Origin of the sequence: Nocardia noduli (assembly GCF_019038455.1) — a bacterium.
GTDB classification, from domain to species: Bacteria; Actinomycetota; Actinomycetes; order Mycobacteriales; family Mycobacteriaceae; genus Nocardia; species Nocardia noduli.
Window position 1 is genome coordinate 1 of record NZ_JAFMPL010000091.1, and the last position, 18,940, is coordinate 18,940.

The following is an 18,940-nucleotide window of genomic DNA, read 5'->3' on the forward strand; positions in this document are numbered from 1 at the left end:
GACGAAGACATCGCCGAGCGGAGTGGCCGAGCGCAGTTCGGCGGTGGTGCCGACCGGCAATCGGATACCGTCGCGGATCCGCATCGTGACCACTGCGGTGTAGTCGCGGGCAGTCATCGATTCCACCTGGCCGACATCGGCGCCGTTGAGTTTGACCTTGGCCTTTGCGGGCAGATTCAACGCGTTGGAGAAGGTGGCGGTCAGTGTGTAGGCGCTTGAGTTGAGCCCAGGTGAAGGCAGCGGCAGTCGGTCGAGGCTCGCCGAGCAGCCGGTGACCGGCAGGGTGAGCGCGACGGCGGCGATCGCGAATCGACGTGTAGTGCGGTTCATTTCGCCTCTGCCAATGCTTGCAGAATCGCGGTGATTCCGAAATCCGGGCCCATGTCACGCATATTTCCGGTGTTGCAGCCGAGGTTGGTCAGGCGGAGCAGGTTGCACACTTCTTTGACCATCTGCCCGTCGAGGAGGAATCGGTTGATGTCGACGGTGGCACGGAGTGCGCCGACGTTCTGGTCGATGGCGTTGTAGGTGTTGTCGGTGACCAGGGGGAACACGTCGAGGAATTCGGCGATGTTGGCGTTGTATTCGGCCAGTGAGGCGAATATGGTGCCCGAATTCGAGGCGAGTGTCGTGATGTTCTGCTGATTGTTGTGCAGCAGTTCTGTCACCGAGACGATGATGCGGTTGAGGGTGGCGCCGGTGGAGCCGGAGCCGAAGTTCTCGTCGGCGAGTAGATCGCTCAATTGACTTATACCGGAACCGAATTCGCGCAGCGTGTGGTCGTTGCGGGCCGCCAGGTCGGTGAGTGCGTCGAGGTTGGTGACCACTTGGGTGACGGCATTTCGGGTGGCAGCGCCGTTGTCGTCGCTCAGGCGCAGCGCCCGTGACAGTTCGCTGAGGGCGGCCCGCATCTGTTCGCCGTTGCCGTCGGTGACCGCGGTGCTCAGGTCCATCAGGTCGGCGATGGGGCCGTTGCCTGTTCTGTCGCCGCCGAGGGAGGTAGTGAGCTTTTCGACCATGTCGAGCAGACTGTCGAACTCGATCGGGGTATTGGTGCGATCCAGGCCGAGAGTGGCGTGTTCGCCGAGTTCGGGTCCGCCCCGGTAGACAGGTGTCAGTTCGACGTGGCGGTCGGTGAGTACCGAGTCCGATACCGTCACCGCCCGGACGTCGGCAGGGAGTCGGATGCTGTCGTCGATTTTCAGGACGAGTTCCACACCGTTGCTGTGGGGCGTGATGCTTTCGACCTCGCCGACGCGCATTCCCAGTACCGAGACGGCGTTGCCGGGGTAGACGCCGTTGGCGTTTGCGAACATCGCTGTGATGGTGGTGTCTTCGGCTATGGGGTTGAGGCTGCTCGAGCAGCCACCGAGTGCCGCACCGAGGGTCACGACGGCACAGAATTTGATCAGGGGTGCGAGGGGTTTCACTGGCAGTCTTTCTGATACGGAGCCTTGCCCAGTTCGACGGCGCGTTTGCTCAACGCGCACATGAACGAGTCGATGAACAATCCGTCGGGCGCGTTGGCCGACAGTTCCATTCCGGTTCCGGTGGCGTTGGCGAACAGCCGCCACGGCACCGGCAGGATCTGCAGGATATTTCGCAATAACGCGTCGTTGCTCGCGATCATGGTTGTCATGGCTTGCAGGTCGTCGAGCAGTGCCTGCAATTGCGGACGGTCGCCGACCACGATCGGCTCGAGCTGGTGCACCAATGTGGTGGTCGCTGCCAGCAGTCGCCGGATGGCGTCCTGACGGGAGTTGATCTCTTGGAGCACGGTTCGGCCCTGGCTGACCAGGGAGGCGAGGTCTGCTTGCTGGTCGCGGATGACGGTGGTGACCTGTGCGGTGCTGGTCAGGAGGGTGCCGATCTGGTCGCGTCGCTGAGCGATCACCGACGATAATGCCTGCACATTGGCGAGCACCTCCGGAACCAGCGGCGGTAGACCTTTGAGCTGCTGGGACAGGGTGGTCATGGAACTCGCGATCTGGTCGGCATCGAGCTGGCCGAAGGTTTTGGTCGCGTCTTGCAGGGCGGTTTGCAGGTCGTAGGGCACATCGGTTTGCGAAAGCGGGATCATCGCGTCGGGCAACCGGCCCACCCCGCCCGAACGCATTTCCACGTACCGCGATCCCAGCAGTGTCGTGAGTTTGATCGAGGCGTGTGTGTCGGCACCGAGTTTCACGTCGCCGTCGATCTTCATCGTGACCACCACCCGGTCACCGGACAGTTCGGTATGGGTGACGGCGCCGATCGGGATGCCGACGTAGGTCACCGCGTCGCCGGCCGCGATTCCTGCTGCTTGTGCGAACTCGGCCCGGTAGGTGACTTTTCCGAGATGTAGCGAGTTGACGAATACGGTGATCAGCAGCACCGATACGACGACGGCGACAGCGGCCATTCCCACTTTCAGTGGGTCCGGAGTGCCGGTCTGTTTGTCGGTGAAACGTCCGCGCAGTGCGGGGGGTCGTGGCAACCTCATGGCATTACCTACAGATCGGTGAGTGTTCGGGGCGCCCGCTCGGGGTTGCCAGGCCGAGGATTTGCGCGATCAACGGACTCACGCCGGGCACCATGCTGATCTCGATATTGCAGATATAGGCGTTGAGATACGCGCCGTGATCGACGATGCGGGTCAGCGATTTCAGCAGCAGCGGGATATTGAAACCGAGGTAGGCGAAATTGGTTTTGTTGTCCACGAAGTGCTGGGAGAAACCGGGCTCACGTTCGACGAACCGGTTCAGCGCGGGCGACGCTCCCTGCACTACCTGTGCCGCCCGGTCCAGGACCGTCGCGATCTCGCTGGTCTGGGATAACAAGGTGTCGCGCCGTTGGTAGAGGCCGTCGAAGATCTTGCGGGTCTGGGTGATCGTGGTCTGCAACTGTCCACTCTGCGCGGCCAGATCGCCGACGACCCGGCTCAGATTGTCGATGAGCGAGCCGAGTATTTGATCGGGGCCGGCGAAAGATTCCGCTAGCGTCGCAGTTTCGGCGATGAGCGTGGGGATCGCGCCGTCCTCGCCCTGTAGTGCCCTGATGAGCGCGGAGGTGATGTTGTCGACGTCGCCGGGATCGAGTAGTCCGAACAGCGGTTGGAAGCCGTTGAGCAGTCCCGACAGGTCGAACGAGGGCTCGGTGTGCTCGACCGGAATCTTCGCACCTGGCGGGAGGACCTCGGGAGCATCGAAATCCGATAGCGACAAACCCAGATATCGCTGACCTATCAGGTTTTGGTAGGTGACCGAGGCCAGTGTGTTGCCGTAGAGCACCTGATCGGCTTGGACCTCGAAACCGACCTCGGCTCGCGTGCCGTCGATCTTGATGGATTCGACCCTGCCGACCTGTACGCCTGCCATTCGTACGTCGTCACCGACCCGCAATCCGGAGACATCGGTGAACGACGCCGAATAGCGGTGGGTGTCACCGGGCACGCCGCGCTGCAGGGTGGCGTGCACCATCCATGTCAATACGATCGCGACCACGAGAAAGACCGTCAATCCGGCCAGTGGCCGACGGTAACTCATCGGGGCTCTCCTGTCGTCGGTACGCCGTCTGTGACGGGTGTGACATGGACATCGTTGCCCCGGACCAGTGGTGCGAGCAGCAGCGTCGAGAGGGTGTCGGGTTGAACTCCGAGAATTTCGGCGATGCGGGCGCGTTCCTCCGCGAGACCGTCGGCACCTGTGGCGGCGGTGGGTGTGGCTGCCGGTGGCGCGTCGGCGGTGCCGATCACGGCGGGTCCTTCGGGTCCGGTCGTACAGCTCGGCGCGGCCAGTTTGCCGTAGCGGGGGCAGTCGGCTCGGCTGTACTGCTTGTGCGGTGTGAGTTCGATGATGATTTTTCCTGTGGCGCTTTGGGATTCGGGTCGCCAGAATTCGGCGTTGAACTTGTCCGAGATATTGCGCTGCGAGGTGGTCATCTGCACGAAGTTCTGGCTGCCCGCACCGAGTACGTCCAGTACCGGCGCCATCTTCGAGGTCATGTCGAGGATGGTGTCGGTACGGTTGGTCATGGCAGTGCCGACCGTGCTGGTCGTCACCAGTCCGCCGCTGACGAGTTCGGCGAACCGCGCGCGCTGCAGGGCAAGCGTCCGCATCGGGACCACCGCCTGGTTGACCGCCGCCAGCAGATCCGGAGATGACGCGCGTAAGCCATCGATCGCCACCGAGAGCGCGCTCAGGGTCGACACGGTGCCATCCGGCGTGGTCACCCCGCTCAGGGCCTGCACGATGCGTTCGAGTTGAGCACCGGCTTGTAGCGCCTCGGATCCACGCCCGCTGGTCGCACGTTGGACCGTCTCCAGAATTCCGACCGTCGGATCATCGTGTGGACGGCCCACGGCCGCGGCGATTCGGCTCAAAGCGGTCAGCGAGGTCTGTAGTTGCACCGTCGCCAGGCTGCGGTCCTCGAAGATCTCGGCACCTCCCGCCAATGCCTTGGCAGGACCGTTGTCGACCAACTGGATCGAGGGGACCGCGAACACATTGCTGGGCACCACCCGCGCGGTGACCGTGGCGGGTATTCCCGATACCTGGTCGGGTTTGAGATCGAGGTGCACCCGATTCGGCCCACCACCGGTGGACAGCACAACCTCGGAGACCATTCCGACGAGTACACCCCTGTACTTCACATCGGATTTCGGTGGCAATCCGTCCCCGACATCGGTCATGACAGCGGTCACGTGCACCATCGGTTCGAAGACACCTTCGGAACGGGCGATGCCTGTGGCGACCGCGGCCGCCGCGACCACGGTGAACACCAGTCCGCGAACCAGCAACTTCTTGTGGGTCAGGCTTCTGTCGTCGGATTCGAACAGTATCGTCATCGGATCAGCCGCTCAATCTGGAGCCGGAGTCGAAGCCCCAAAGAGCCAGTGTCAGAAGTAGATTCACCGAAATCATGACGGTGATGCTGGCGCGCATCGCGCGGCCGGCGGCCACGCCGACGCCTTGGGGGCCGCCGGTGGCGTAGTAGCCGTAATAGCATTGGATCGTCGTGGTGATCACCACGAATACCACCGCTTTCAACAGTGAGTAGAGGATGTCGGTACCGGAAAGCACCAGGTTGAAATAGTGCTCGTAGGTGCCGAAGGAATCACCGCCCGCGACCCACACGAACGCCTCCACCGCGAGGTAGTCGGCGGCCAGCGCGGCCAGGTACAGCGGAATTATCGCCACGGTCGAGGCCAGCAGCCTGGTGGATACCAGATACGGGATCGGCCGGATCGCGATCGCGTCGAGTGCGTCGATCTCCTCGGCGATGCGCATCGCCCCCAGCTGCGCCGTGAAGCGGCATCCCGCCTGCGAGGCGAACGCGATCGAGGCCATGATCGGCGCTAGTTCCCGGGTGGCCGCGGTCGCGGCGATCATGCCGGTGGCCGGTTCCATCCCGAGCAGTTTCAGCGCGCTGTAGCCCTCGATGCCGACGATCGCCCCCGCCGAGGCTCCGAGGATGATCATCACCCCGGCGGTGCCACCACCGACGACCAGTGAACCGTTGCCCCAGGTGACATCGGAGAGGATCTTCGCCGATTCCCGGCTGTAGTGGCGTAGGGCCACCGGGATCGAAGTGACCGCACGGATGAAGAAGGTGACCATGTGACCGAGGCGAGCCAGCACGTTCTCCGGCCCGCGTAGCGCCCGCAGCAGCGGCCGGATACCGGGGGGGAGGTAGGTTGCCGCCATTACAGCGTCGTCCTCGGGAACAGGATCGTGTACATCTCGGTGAATCCGACATTGACCACCATCAGCAGAATGATCGAGGCGACCACGGTGGCGTTCACCGAATTCGCCACCCCGCCCGGCCCGCCCTTGGTGTTCAGACCCTTCTCGCAGGCGACCACCGTCACGATGGTGCCGAACACCGCGGCTTTCACCATCGCCAGATACAGATCGCCCGCGGTCGCGAACGAGGAGAACGTCGCCATGAAACTGCCCGGCGTCCCGTCTTGGACGTAGACGTTGAACAGGTAGCCGGCCAGGAATCCGATGAAACAGCTGAATCCGGTCAACGCCATCGCCACGATGATCCCCGCTGCCAGACGCGGCACCACCAGGCGACGCAGCGCCGAGACACCCATCACCTCCATGGCATCGATCTCCTCGCGGATGGTGCGCGAACCCAGATCCGCGCAGATCGCCGAACCCACCGCCGCCGCCATCAACATCGCCGTCACCAGGGGTGCCGACTGGCGTATCACCGCGAGTCCGCTGGCCGCACCTGCCAACGATGTCGCCCCCACTTGGCCTGCCAGCAGCCCGAATTGGATCGAGAGGGTTGCGCTGACCGGCAGCGCCACCGCGATCGTGGGCACGTAGGAGGTCTTCACCATGAAGGCTGCCTGGTGCACGAATTCCCCGACGGGGAACTTGCCGGTCCAGATATCGGTGACCAGATGGCGAATGGCCCGCCCGCCCATGATCACCTGCCGACCGAGTGTCTCCAGCGAGGCCTGCGGATGCCGACGAACGTAGCCGCGACTCCAGTCCGCGATCTCCTCTGCCGCGGGATTCTTGTCGCGATCGACCGCGACCTGATCGTCACTCATGAGGTACAGCGCTCAGTGAGCAACGAAAGCAACTGCACTGCAAGTATTCCGGCCGCCGATCGAAGCGCTGATGCCGATTCGTCGCAATGACGTCGAGCGGGCGTCGCATGTTACTGCGTAGCGATCCGGTCATACCGGTGACGGAGGTGGACATCCTCACGAGGCTCCTTGCACTTTGTACTCGGTGATGGATTCGATGATCGGGTAGTCATATCGACCGGCCATCGCGCTTGCTCGTCCATGCACCATCGAAAACACTGAACGGAGGGTAGCCGATCGACTACCTTGCGCGATAGCCAATCGGCTAGAAAGCCTGGATTTCAACCCTCCGCTCCAGGTGTGGACGACGTCAGAGCGGCGCACGCTCAGATGACTGTGCCGACATCCTGGGTGACCAGATTGTCCAAAGCGCGTTCGGCGATGGCGGCAATGGTCATCGATGGATTGCAGGCCGCGGTATTGCCCGGCATCAACGCACCGTCGAGGACGTAGAGTCCACGCTGACCGTGGACGCGGCCGTCGAGGTCGCAGACGGGTCCCATGCTCGCCCCGCCGAGCGGATGCCAGGTGGACGGGAACAGTAGGTTGGTATCGGTGAGCACACCGGCGCCGCCTGCGATTCTGTTGATCGCGGGGCCGATGTGATTGTCCTGGATGAAGCGGTCACCATCGGTCGGCCAATGTAGAACCGCGTCATCGCGACCGGCGTCGTAGCGGAACTCCCCGCGGCCGTCGCTGACGCCGTAGCCGACCATGACCGTGCTCATGATGTCCACTTGGAGAGGGGGAAGTGACGCCTGGATCAGAGTATGGGCGCTACGCGGGTTGTCCCAGTTCAGGCTGCCGTAGACCACCGGCCCGCCCTGTATCGCGCCGAATCCGGCCCCTGGGGCGGTCCACACGTAGATGCGATCGGCATTCGATCCCCAGCCCTGACCGAGGCCATCCGGAAGATCGGGGACCTTCCCCTTCGCCGCGGCCCGCATCAGCAATCTCGTCGTGTTCATCGTTCCCGCGGCCATGACGAGCGCGCCTGCGGTGAGGATCTTGTTCTCCACGACCGCGCCGGTGGTATCGAGACGTTCCACATGCAGTGTCCAGCGGCCGTCGGGAGCTCGCTCGACGTCGGTCACCTGATGCAGTGTCTCGACACGCACACGGCCGGTGGCTTCGGCGGCGGCGATGTAGGTGACATCCACTGTGTGTTTGCCGCCGTTGTTGACGCCCATGGCGCCGTCGCCGTTGGTGTAGGAGGGTTTCATCTCCCCACGCAGTTCGGCGAGTGCGTAATTCCAGTCGATAGGCATCGGGATCTTCGACAGCGGCAGCCCTGCCTTCTGTACATGGTTCGCGAAGACCCTTGCCGCCGAATAGTTCTCGCTCGCTATCAATTCATCCGGCGCGACTGCCAGGCCCAGCATCTTCGCCACTCGTGGGTAGTGGATCCGGTCGAGCCGTGCCCAGTCCAGTTCCACGGGGAAGTGCGCGTTGAACACGTGCTTGGGCGGTTGTAGTGACATGCCTTGGTAGATCAGCGACCCTCCGCCGACGACGGCCGCGCACAACGCGGTCATGTTCTCTCCGGCGACGGCCTCGACCAGTCCGGTGTAGGGCTCGAATACCAGCGGTCGGCCGAAGAAATTGGGATTCGACTTGTACCAGAGAACCCGCTTGTCCAGCCCTGATGCCCGCGGGAAGGTTTCCGCGTTCGGCCCGGTCGGCCATCGCATTTCCACGTTCGAGGACTGTCACGGGCACGCCCGCCTGCGCCAAGCGCAGGGCCGTGACTCCACCGCCGAAACCGGACCCCACCACCACTATTCGATGTTCTTCGTAGGTGAGCGGAATGCCGTTGGCCCGTGTGGCGAGGGGAGCGCGAGAGCTGGCGGCGTAGTGGGTGCCGGCCAGAACCAAGCCGGCGGCTGCCGTTCCGGTCAGTAGCGATCGACGCGAAATAGTTGACATCACATACTTTCAGGTGAAGTGGATGCGAACCGAAAGTCCACGGACTTGACCGAACGGCCGATTCTCCGCACCAGTCGAGAATCCTTCGAGACAATCGGACGTAGTGCCCGAACGCTGTCGAAGTCCGCGTGAGTGCCCAACTCCCCGGCCAGGAACCGCCCTCCACGGGTGATCGCCTGATTCGGGATAGGCATCGACTTTCATCGAGCCGCGAGCCTATAGTCTAACTAGTCGATCGGCTAGTGTCCGATTCGGATAGGTCGGTACCGCCGAAGCAGTTACCAACAACCGGCCGATGCTCGCTCGGGGTTCACCGGCGCGCACTTCCACCACCACTGACTCGAGGTCCGATGCAAGCAATCACCGAGGCGGAAGACACGCCCACCGCAACTACCGACATCACGACCCAGTCGATCAGCTTATGGTCCGGCCCGGTCGCCGGTGGTGTGTTGTTGATCGCGTTCCTGGCCTTCCCCGGCTTCTATCCGCCCATGTCCCCGGCCGACAGCGCCGAAAAGGTCGCGAGCTTCTACGCCGATAACCAGGCGCTCATCCAGTTCAGCATGATCACCCTGAACCTCTGCGGGATCCTGCTGGCCCCGTACTTCATGGTGATCGTTGTCCAGATGAAGCGCATGGCCACTCAGAGCCATGTCTTCGCGTACTGCTACCTGACCGCCGCCGTGAGCGGCGCGACGATCGTCGCGCTCGCCGATATTTTCTTCCTCGTCGCGGCATTCCGGCCCGAACGTGATCCCGAATTGGTCCTGCTGCTCAACGATTTGGCGTGGATCACCCTCATCGCCCCGGTGGGAATGCTGGTCGCGCAGAACCTGCTGCTCGGATTGGCGATCTACTTCGACGACGGGCCGGAACCCGTATTTCCGCGATGGGTCGGTCACCTCTCGGTGGTCACCGCGCTGGCGATGGCTCCGGCCGTGGGCGCGGCGGTCTTCGCCAGCGGGCCACTGGCCTGGAACGGCGCGATCTCCTTCTGGCTGCGCAATATCGCGTTCATCGGCTTCGTCGTGGTGATGTTCCCGGTGCTGCGCGCGGCGCTACGCCGCCAGGCTGCTGCGGAGAGCGTGGCATGATGCGCTCGTTACTGTCCCCAGAGGCAATCACCGAGCGTACCGACGCGGGTCCGAAACCCGCAGGCAAGCGCGACGTCTGGATCTGCTACTGGATCGTGCCCGCCTTCTACACTGCGTTCGGGCTGATCTTCGTCCTGCTGACCCGGGTGATGCCGCCCCCGCGACCCGACACCGGCCCCGAGCAGATCACGCGCTTCTTCGACGACCACGCAGTCACCATCCAGATCGGCTTCGCGCTCCTGCTACTCATCGTGGGCGGCGCGGGTGTGGCCAACGGCATCACCGTATTCCACATGAAACGGATGACCACAGGCTCGGTCTGCGCCTACATCTACATGGCGGGAATGGCCGTCGGCGTACTTCCCGGATGTCTGCTGGTGGCGTTCTGCTTCCTGGCGGCGGTGTACCGGCCCGACCGGGACCCGCAACTGCTCGCGCTACTCTACGATCTGGGCCTGCTCTCCTATGTGGGATCGCTGGGCTGCTTCACCGCCGCATACTTCGGATTCGCGATCGCGATCTTCTACGACCGCAACAGCATCTTTCCCAAATGGCTTGCCTACGTGACGATCTGGCAGATCATCAGCGAGATACTCGCCACCCCTGTCTTCGTCGTGCGCTCGGGCCCCTTCGCCTGGAACGGGTCGATCTCGTTCTGGATGGGCTCCGTCGTCTTCGGCGTCTGGCTCATGTCTGTGATCACCTTCTTGCGCAAGGCGACCGAACTCCAACCCGCCGACGAACCGGCACTGCCGTGAACCGCGTCGACCCCGTCCGCCACGAACCAGCGACATGAGGATCTTCCGATGACCAACACCGATTACGGCACGCCGATCTCCGGGGTCGCCGAGCCGCCCGGTGCCGCGTCCGCTCCGATCGCCCACCTCCCGGGTGATGTCCACATGTGGATCATGGTGCTCGGAGATCTGCTGATCTTCGGGGCCTACTTCGTAATCTTCATGGTCCACCGGGCCATGGAACCGGAGGAATTCCTCGCCGCCCAGCAACATCTCGACCTCAACCTGGGCACACTCAATACCCTTGTGCTGCTAACCAGTTCATGGTTCGTTGCCCGTAGCGTCCACGCGGCGCGGACCCTGCGGCGCGAACGAGCCATACGACTTACGTACGCGGGCGCTGCGCTGGGCGTGCTGTTCATCGCGATCAAGGCCCGAGAATGGACAGCGGAGATCTCGCGTGGCCACACCTTGGTCTCCGATGAATTCTTCTCCTTCTACTATGTGCTCACCGGCGTACACCTGTTCCACGTCGCACTCGGACTGCTCATACTCGGAGTCGTCGTGCGAGAACTGCGAATCCCGGACCGTCAGCGCATCCTGCGAAGCCCGGACCGCCGCCGCATGAGCATGGTCGAATCCGGGGCGATCTACTGGCACATGGTCGACCTGCTCTGGATCGTCATCTTCGGCCTGCTCTACGTAATGAGGTGAAACTCGTTGAGACCCATATCCACTCGAACGGCCACGGTGGCCTGGCTCGCACTGTCGGCGATCACGCTGCTCTCGTGGTGGCTGGCTCCGGGGCATTCCGGCGAACCTGCCGTCCCGAGTACCGCCGTCACCCTCGCGGTCGTCGTGCTCAGTGCGGTCAAGGGCCGCATGATCATCCGGTACTTCATGGAGGTGCGCGTGGCACCGCGATGGTTGCGCCTGGCAACCGACGGATGGCTGCTCGTCCTGTGGGGCGCAGTCCTGGCGGTCTACCTGTGGTGATTCACCGCACCACCGCAATGCGTCGGTCACGATCGGTCGCAACGTGGGCGTCCGGATCGACTCGCGTCCTCGGAGGCGCGTGATGGCCTTCGATGTCCGAAGATTGGAGCCCTTCGGTATCGAAGTCACCGGAATGTCGAGCAGACAACTCCTCGACCACAGTGCCGACTGCCGGGTGGCGCTGGACGAGTACTGGGTCGTGATCTATCGTGGCCTCGACATATCCGATGACGATCTCATCGTTTTCACACATCTGCTCGGCGTACCCGTGATCGCGAATATAGGTGATCACCGATATCCGCAGATCGCCGTGATCACCGATGACCCGGCCATGGCGAATCCGGTCCTGGACGCCTATATCAGCGGCGACAGCCTGTGGCACATCGATGGTGCCGCACATACCGTGCCCTATGACATCACACTGTTGACGGCTCGTCATGTCGGCGAGGGTTTCTCCGCCGCCACCGAGTTCGCCGACGCCTACATCCCCTACATGACATTGCCGATCGGTCAACGAGCGTGCTTGGACAAGCTGCGGGTGGTGCACAGTTTCGCCGCGGCCCAACTGAGCGCGAACCCGCACGCCACCCAGGCTGAACAGGCGGCTTGGGCTCGCATACCGGACGCCATCCACCCGCTGGTGTGGACGCGTCGAGATGGCCGCAGATCTCTGCTCCTGGGCGCGACCGCCTCCCGTATCGTCGGACTCCCGGACAGCAAAGGTCAGACCATGCTCGACGTCCTTCTCGAGTTCGTCACCCGACCCGAATTCGTCCTGCGACATCGATGGTGTGCCGGTGATCTGGTGATCTGGGACAACGCGGGAATGATGCACCGCTGTACGCTGACCGAGCCGAACTCCCCGCATACGATGCTACGCACGGCGATCGTCGGCGACACGCAGGCCCTCGTCGATTGGACGATGGCCACTTCGCACAACCCCGCAGGTGGGATCTCCTAGTCGGGCAGATCGAGCATCCGTTGGGTGAGATGGATCAGCGTAGACCGTAACGTCTCGTCGTCCAGATCGGTAACCAGCGGGTTGACCACCGCCCCCGCGATCGCTGCCGACAGAACCGCGGCCGACACGCGAGCGAGCACATCGTCGTCGGTTCGCTCGTCGAGCAGGACCGCGTAGAGCCGGCTCATGAAGATCCGGAAAGGCTCGTACTCGCCGAGCAGACGAATGATGACCGGATCGTTGGTCAGGGTACTCACCCACCGGCGGCGCGTCACCGCCAGCTCGATGACGCAGTGCAACAGAACCTTTCGGGCCCGGGGGCCGTCCGTCTCGGCTTCGGCGGCGACCAGCGCGTCCTCCAGAATGGAGAGTTCGTTCGCCGTCACGGCGATGACGATCTCATTCTTGGTCTTGAACTGGAAATACACCGCGGCCTTGGTGACACCGACGGCGTCCGCGATCATCTGCAGCGACGTCCCGCTGACACCGTGCGTCCCGATGAGATCCAGCGCGGCCGTCATCGTCCGACGCTGCGCAGCACTCCAATGGATACTACTGAAAGGGCGTTCCGGCGGGCTGTCGGCGAGCATAGCCAATAGACTAGCCCGAGTCCCGGCGTGTGCCGCAGGGGCGGGGTCTCGCCCGGCTCGGGTGCTGGGCCGTTGCCGAGGTGAGTTCCGGCCTGGGTCACTTCTGTCGGTGTTGATCGAGGTCTGTGTGTAAATCGTGGGCGGGCGATCTCGGCAGAGCCAGTCGGCGATGAACGTGCGATCTGAATGATCCGCCCATCATCGAAGTTGGCTGCGTATGCCCCTTCTCGCTCGCGCGCCCCTGCTCTGTCGAGTCTACTAACCGATCGGCTGGCATCTCTCTAGCCGATCGGCTATTATTCGATCTTATCGGCAACCAGAAGGCGGTTGTAGTGACTGTCAACACGGCGAAATGCGACGCGGCGACCGAGTTGGGTTATCGAGGCAAGGCGCTTCGTGATGTCATCCGACGCCTTTGCGGGAATGCTGGGGAAGGCGGCACTGATGACCACTCGAGCGGCGATCCATTGTCATGAGCTCGGCGGCCACAACCCCGTCATCTCTGAATGCTCCGCACCCCCGCCGCTGCGTAGTGTCCGGAGTCTTCCGCACAAGATCGTCAGTTACTTCATCGACAGTGCCGCACGTCTGCGCGCCGTACCCGGAGACGCCGTAGACGGAGACCTGACAACGATCACCAATTTGTGCGTGGGGATCACAGCGAGCATGCTCGACGGCGAGGACCACATGCAGAAATCCGAGCAACTTCAACGTGCCACGGCCGAGTATGCGCGCGAGGGGATGCCACTCGACGCTATCCATCGCACAGTCAATGCTGGATTGATCTTCGCATTCGAGTTGATCATGGTCCACGTGACCACCGAAGATGCCGCCTGCCCCCTCGATGTGAGCAGGCGATTCATCGAGATCTTCCACTGCATCACCGCTACTGTCGCTCAGGCGTACATCGGGGAGTTGCACGCCGTGGCCGACCAGCGCAACGGTGCGAAACGTACACTCGCCTCGGCTCTGCTGAACGGGCGCAGTACCCACCGGGTGGCCCGCGAATGCGGGATCGCCCTCGCTTCCGCGTATTGCATTCTGGCTCTGGATATTCCGGCGCATCGCCGTGAATCGATCATGACGACGAGTGGCCAGGCGGCGGCGCATCGCAAATTGCGGCGTGTCCAAGGTGAACTCGCCCGGCTGTGTGGCGATCGCACCGTGGCTCTCCTGAGGATTCAGGGGGGCATATTGCTGGTCCCGGTGGGGCATCCCATGGGGGAGAACCCCAAGGAACTCATAGCCCAGCTCTCACGAGCCGGGCAGGTGGACATCCGTGCTGCCGTGGTGAATTCATCGACTGGCGAGATTCCGGAAGCAGCGCAACGAGCGCGCGATATCTTGGAGATCATCAACCGCTTGAAGCTGACCGGAGGGGTCTATCACTTCGAAGACCTCGCCCTCGAATATCAGTTGACACGGCCCGGTCCGGCCTTGGAACGTCTGAGGTCGACCCTCGACCCGCTCGACGAATATCCAGAACTGCTCCACACTTTGCAAGTACACGTCAGCAACAAGCTGTCCCGCCGTCTCACCGCGCGCCAATTGCACGTGCATGCCAACACGATCGACAACCGGTGCCGACGCATCTGGCAGCTCACGGGCTTCAATCTGTATGAACCCAACGGCCAGCTGCACCTGCGCTCGGCATTGATCGCCCGTACCTTTTGAGAATTCGATCGACTCGCGTAGTGATGAATTGTCCGTCGGCCTCCCGACTTCGGAGCCATTCGAAATCGCTGACAGTCGTGGAATTATTGTATGCCCGCATGTGCGGACATCGAAGGTTTTATTACGCCGATCGCTGTTCAACCGACACCGGCAGTTCTGAGTGTCTCTAACGCCTGGTGTGGCTGTTGTGTGAGCCGGCATTGGGCACCGCTACTTACAGATAGGTCTGATCCGGATGGTGTCAAAAGAAGATCATCCGTCGGTCGCTCGGTCGAATCTCGTCGTTCGGCACCCGAGGTGCGGGGGGAAATGAAACCTGTTCCAGAATATAAACTATTTGCCTCCGTTTTTTGCAAATCGGTTGAGTTCGGACTCTGTGAGAATTACATTATCCTCAGGGGATAACGACGCTCTCGCAGGGGCTGCAAGAAGAGGTAACCAGAGTGACCGATAGCATCCATACCTCAACTATCCAGACTCAGACCCCAATCGATGACGACAATGCATCGATGCACTTCGTGAACGCGGCATCCCGGTGGGGGGCTCCCGGCACCGGTGAAGCACGAATACGTTGGTGGCTGCAAGAGACAGGCGGGTCGGCTGCCGCCGACACGCTTCGGACCCGCGCATTGTCGGAACAGCCTGTCAGGACCATCGTTCGCGATGTCCTCGATTATTTCGCGAAGTGTCCGCTGTGTGGGTATCCCGCCCAAGCTTTCGCCACTGTGCGGACATTCGGAAGTGGGCGTGTGGAGACGTCCATCCAGCCGACCTGCGGCCTGCCCTGTGGGTGGCAAGGCCCCGCGAAGGAATTGGCACAGGCACCGACGTTTGCGGAACGGGGGTCGCTGGCATGGGTACGCTCCGTCCCCGGGCCGACTGGTGTCCGATCATCGGACCGATGACCGGTTCGACGTTGCCGCCGCCGCTGGGATGTCGGCCCGAGCCGGGGCGCCGTGCTGATGCCGTGCCTACGGCATGGAAATCGAAGATGGCGGGTGATCGTGGATCCGCAACTCACGGTGGTGTCGAGGTCGGGGCCTCGGGGTCTCGACCGCCGGGCAGTGTCGAAGCCGGCGAAAGTCCTGCCTCATGTCATCCGGGGAGGCGGTATGCCATGACCACTGAAGGATGGCTGCCGCACGTAGGTGATGTGCACCTGCGGATCTGGCTGGCCGACGCGGTCTTCAACTACGTGGCTACTGTGGCAGCGGCACGCAACATGATCAACGATTGGATGCAGAACTGCTGGTGCACAATCGAATTGATCAACGATACCTCCGAGGATCGCCGCTCGTTGCCACGTCTGCCCTGCGAACGACTTTTCCTGGGACCCTGATCCAGGGTACTGAGACGTAGAGGGGCGAGTGCCACGATCGGATAGATCGGGCCCTCTTGCCTTATCGTTCGATATCCGGACTCAACCGGCCTGCCTGCTGCAGGCAGGCGATCACCTGGTCGGCGAGACGATCGGGGTCGTGCGCGCCGTCGGCGTTCAGGTGCAGCTCGGGCGAGACCGGGGCCTCGTAGGGTGAGTCGATGCCGGTGAAGTTCGCCAGTTCTCCCCGGCGGGCCTTGGCGTAGAGCCCTTTGTGGTCGCGGGCTTCGGCGACCTCGAGGGGCGCATCGACGTGGACCTCGAAGAACTCGTCGGAGCCGATGCGTTCGCGTGCGCGCTGGCGTTCGGCGCGGAACGGGGCGATGAACGAGGCGAGCACGATCAGTCCCGCGTCGGCGAGCAGCCGCGCGACCTCGACGACTCGCCGGATGTTCTCCACCCGGTCGGCATCGGTGAATCCGAGATCGGCGTTGAGGCCGTGGCGCACGTTGTCGCCGTCGAGCAGGTAGGTGTGGAAACCCTGTTCGTGCAAACGTTTTTCGACCGCGTTGGCGATGGTGGACTTGCCCGCGCCCGAGAGTCCGGTGAACCAGACCACCGCGGGTCGTTGGCCTTTGCCGAGGGCGCGACTCGCCTTGCCCACCTCGACCGATTGCCAGTGGATATTGTCCGCGCGCCGCAACGCGAACTGCAGCATTCCGGCTGCCACCGTGTCCTGGGTGATGCGGTCGATCAGGATGAACGCGCCCATGTCGCGGTTGTCGGTGTAGGGGTCGAAGGGGATCTGCCGGTCCAGGTGCAGATTCACCACGCCGATCTCGTTGAGTCGCAGCGTCCGCGCGGCGCGGTGTTCGAGCGAATTGACATTGATGGCGTACTTCGGTTGCGCCACTTGGGCCACCGCGGTGGCAGTAGCGAGTTTCAGCAGATATGCGCGGCCCGGCAGCATCGGCTCGTCGCTCATCCATACCAATTGGGCTTCGAACTGATCGGCCAGCCTCGCGGCATCGTCGGCCCCCGTTATGACATCGCCCCGGCTGACATCGATGTCATCGGCGAGGACCAGGGTGACCGACTGGTCGGCCACCGCGGTGTCGAGATCGCCATCGGCGGTGACGATTCTGGCGACGGTGCTTTCACGGCCGGACGGCAGCACCCGGACCCGGTCTCCGGGATGTGTCGTGCCGCCCACGATCTGGCCGGAGAATCCGCGAAAGTCCGGATTCGGCCTGTTGACCCACTGCACCGGCAGCCGGAACGCGCCGCGGGCGCGGCGGTCGGCGACCTGCACCGTTTCCAGATGTCCGATCAGGGTCGGGCCGGTGTACCAGGCGGTGTTCGGGCTCGGCGCCACGATGTTGTCACCAGCCAGTGCCGATATCGGTATGCACACCACATCGGCGAGACCGACACTATCGGCGAAAGCGCGATATTCCGCCTCGATCTCATCGAACCGCTGTTGGGAATACCCGACCAGATCGAGTTTGTTGACCGCGACCACGACCTCGGGGATGCCGAGCAGCGACACAAGATAGCTGTGGCGGAGGGTCTGTGTGAGCACGCCCTTGCGGGCATCGATGAGAATCACCGCGAGGTCGGCCGTCGATGCACCGGTGACCATGTTGCGGGTGTATTGCTCGTGTCCCGGTGTATCGGCGACGATGAATTTGCGCCGCTCGGTGGAGAAGAACCGGTAGGCGACATCGATGGTGATGCCCTGCTCGCGTTCGGCGGCCAAGCCGTCGACCAGGAGCGCGAAATCAAGGTCACCGCCCTGTGTGCCGATGGTTTTCGAGTCGCGCTCGAGTTCGGCCATATGGTCGGAGAACACGAGTTTGCTGTCGTAGAGCAGCCGTCCGATCAGTGTGGATTTCCCGTCGTCGACACTGCCGCAGGTGAGGAAGCGAAGCATCGACTTGTGCTGATGGCGGCGTAGGTACTCCTCGATGTCGGTGGCGACGAGATCGTCGGGGGTGTGCGCCATCTCAGAAATAGCCTTCCTGCTTCTTGCGTTCCATCGACGCGCTGCCGTCTTGGTCTATGACGCGGCCTTGTCGCTCGGATCTGGTCGTCAGCAACATTTCCTGCACGATCGCGGGCAACGTCGTCGCGGTGCTCGCCACCGCGCCGCTGAGGGGGGAGCAGCCGAGCGTGCGGAATCGCACCATCCGCTCGGCGGGGGATTCCCCGGGAAGTAGTCGCATCCTGTCGTCGTCGACCATGATGAGTGCCGCGTCACGTTCCACGACGGGACGCGGCGCGGCGAAATACAGGTCCACGATCGGGATGCGCTCAAGGTGGATGTACTGCCAGATATCCAATTCGGTCCAGTTCGACAACGGGAAGACCCGCACGCTCTCGCCGGGCCGTTTGCGCGCGTTGTACAGCCGCCACAGTTCCGGCCGCTGTCGTTTCGGATCCCACCGGTGTTGCGCGGAACGCAGCGAGAACACGCGCTCTTTCGCCCGTGACTTCTCCTCGTCTCGTCGCGCGCCGCCGAATGCCAGATCGAACCGGTGGGCATCCAGCGCTTGTTTCAGCCCTTCGGTTTTCCACATTTCGGTGTGTAGTGCGGGACCGTGATCGAAGGGATTGATATCACGCTCGATGCATTCGGGATTCCGATACACCAGCAGATCCAGATCCGCGGCTTCGGAGACGCGGTCCCGGAACGCGTACATGGCTCGGAATTTCCACGTCGTATCCACGTGTAGCAGCGGAAATGGCAGCGATGAGGGATAGAACGCCTTGCGTGCCAGGTGCAGCAGCACGGAGCTGTCCTTGCCCACCGAATAGAGCATCACCGGACGTTCGCATTCGGCGACCGCTTCTCGCATGATCTGGACGCTCTCTGCTTCGAGCCGTTGCAGATGAGTCAAACCGCCCACGCCGCGTCCGAATCTCGATTGTGTTGTCGTAGTAATCATTTCGCCAGATCCCTGCTCTCGGCCCGCGTCGGCGGGACCGTCGCGCTCGTATGCCCAAGCCTCAGAAGTTGCCGATAGGACATGTCCGCATCGTGATGGTGGACTGTTGT

The 18,940-nt window shown here is 62.8% G+C and carries 17 protein-coding genes and 1 pseudogene; 7 read left to right on the forward strand and 11 right to left on the reverse strand.

The annotated features are described in order from the left end of the window. The 8 genes and pseudogenes from JZ792_RS31890 to JZ792_RS31925 all read right to left on the reverse strand — a co-directional run. Positions 1-330 (reverse strand): MlaD family protein (locus tag JZ792_RS31890; protein ID WP_216916551.1); only part of this gene is annotated, 330 nt, incomplete at its 3' end. Further along, a complete protein-coding gene (locus tag JZ792_RS31895; RefSeq protein WP_308165534.1) occupies positions 327-1,490 on the reverse strand; it encodes an MCE family protein in 1,164 nt (387 codons plus the stop codon). The genes JZ792_RS31890 and JZ792_RS31895, both read right to left, overlap by 4 nt. Beyond that, positions 1,427-2,482: an MCE family protein gene (locus tag JZ792_RS31900; RefSeq protein ID WP_216916554.1), complete on the reverse strand. Its 1,056-nt coding sequence runs from the start codon at positions 2,480-2,482 to the stop codon at positions 1,427-1,429. The genes JZ792_RS31895 and JZ792_RS31900 overlap by 64 nt, the downstream gene beginning before the upstream one ends. A 4-nt stretch (positions 2,483-2,486) precedes the next feature. Beyond that, on the reverse strand, positions 2,487-3,524 hold the full coding sequence (locus JZ792_RS31905) for an MCE family protein (protein WP_216916556.1): 1,038 nt from the start codon (positions 3,522-3,524) through the stop codon (positions 2,487-2,489). Further along, positions 3,521-4,825, reverse strand: a complete 1,305-nt coding sequence (locus tag JZ792_RS31910; protein ID WP_216916558.1) for an MlaD family protein — start codon at positions 4,823-4,825, stop codon at positions 3,521-3,523. The genes JZ792_RS31905 and JZ792_RS31910 overlap by 4 nt, the downstream gene beginning before the upstream one ends. Positions 4,826-4,829: 4 nt before the next feature. After that, the gene (locus JZ792_RS31915) at positions 4,830-5,684 is read right to left on the reverse strand and encodes an ABC transporter permease (protein ID WP_216916560.1); all 855 of its coding nucleotides are present in this window, start codon (positions 5,682-5,684) and stop codon (positions 4,830-4,832) included. Further along, positions 5,684-6,547 (reverse strand): MlaE family ABC transporter permease, encoded by an 864-nt coding sequence (locus tag JZ792_RS31920; protein WP_216916561.1) that lies wholly within the window; start codon positions 6,545-6,547, stop codon positions 5,684-5,686. The genes JZ792_RS31915 and JZ792_RS31920 overlap by 1 nt, the downstream gene beginning before the upstream one ends. A gap of 365 nt (positions 6,548-6,912) precedes the next feature. Continuing rightward, positions 6,913-8,512 (reverse strand): annotated as a pseudogene (locus JZ792_RS31925) (GMC oxidoreductase). A gap of 350 nt (positions 8,513-8,862) precedes the next feature. Here JZ792_RS31925 and JZ792_RS31930 point away from each other — a divergent pair. The 5 genes from JZ792_RS31930 (at position 8,863) to JZ792_RS31950 (ending at position 12,300) form a co-directional block, all read left to right on the forward strand. After that, positions 8,863-9,606, forward strand: coding sequence for a hypothetical protein (locus JZ792_RS31930; protein ID WP_216916563.1), 744 nt, complete (start codon positions 8,863-8,865; stop codon positions 9,604-9,606). Continuing rightward, positions 9,603-10,364, forward strand: a complete 762-nt coding sequence (locus JZ792_RS31935; RefSeq protein ID WP_254190647.1) for a hypothetical protein — start codon at positions 9,603-9,605, stop codon at positions 10,362-10,364. Before JZ792_RS31930 ends, JZ792_RS31935 begins: the two co-directional genes overlap by 4 nt. A gap of 48 nt (positions 10,365-10,412) precedes the next feature. Continuing rightward, entirely contained in the window at positions 10,413-11,057 is a 645-nt protein-coding gene (locus JZ792_RS31940) for a cytochrome c oxidase subunit 3 family protein (protein WP_216916565.1), read from the forward strand. Between the two features lie 6 nt (positions 11,058-11,063). Beyond that, positions 11,064-11,339, forward strand: a complete 276-nt coding sequence (locus tag JZ792_RS31945) for a cytochrome C oxidase subunit IV family protein (protein WP_216916567.1) — start codon at positions 11,064-11,066, stop codon at positions 11,337-11,339. An 82-nt stretch (positions 11,340-11,421) separates the two neighbouring features. After that, entirely contained in the window at positions 11,422-12,300 is an 879-nt protein-coding gene (locus JZ792_RS31950; RefSeq protein WP_216916569.1) for a TauD/TfdA dioxygenase family protein, read from the forward strand. Here the strand turns inward: JZ792_RS31950 and JZ792_RS31955 are convergent. Beyond that, on the reverse strand, positions 12,297-12,821 hold the full coding sequence (locus JZ792_RS31955) for a TetR/AcrR family transcriptional regulator (RefSeq protein ID WP_438804413.1): 525 nt from the start codon (positions 12,819-12,821) through the stop codon (positions 12,297-12,299). The two genes, JZ792_RS31950 and JZ792_RS31955, sit on opposite strands and share 4 nt — an antisense overlap. A gap of 468 nt (positions 12,822-13,289) precedes the next feature. Here JZ792_RS31955 and JZ792_RS31960 point away from each other — a divergent pair, with 468 nt between their 5' ends. Next, entirely contained in the window at positions 13,290-14,564 is a 1,275-nt protein-coding gene (locus tag JZ792_RS31960) for a PucR family transcriptional regulator (RefSeq protein WP_216916573.1), read from the forward strand. Between the two features lie 1,117 nt (positions 14,565-15,681). Further along, a complete protein-coding gene (locus JZ792_RS31965) occupies positions 15,682-15,903 on the forward strand; it encodes a hypothetical protein (protein ID WP_216916575.1) in 222 nt (73 codons plus the stop codon). A 61-nt stretch (positions 15,904-15,964) separates the two neighbouring features. On the opposite strand, the gene cysN is transcribed toward JZ792_RS31965, so the two are convergent. Both cysN and cysD read right to left on the reverse strand, forming a co-directional pair. After that, the gene (gene cysN, locus JZ792_RS31970) at positions 15,965-17,887 is read right to left on the reverse strand and encodes a sulfate adenylyltransferase subunit CysN (protein ID WP_216916577.1); all 1,923 of its coding nucleotides are present in this window, start codon (positions 17,885-17,887) and stop codon (positions 15,965-15,967) included. 1 nt (position 17,888) lies between these two features. Then, the gene (gene cysD / locus JZ792_RS31975; RefSeq protein ID WP_216916579.1) at positions 17,889-18,830 is read right to left on the reverse strand and encodes a sulfate adenylyltransferase subunit CysD; all 942 of its coding nucleotides are present in this window, start codon (positions 18,828-18,830) and stop codon (positions 17,889-17,891) included. Positions 18,831-18,940: the final 110 nt, after the last annotated feature.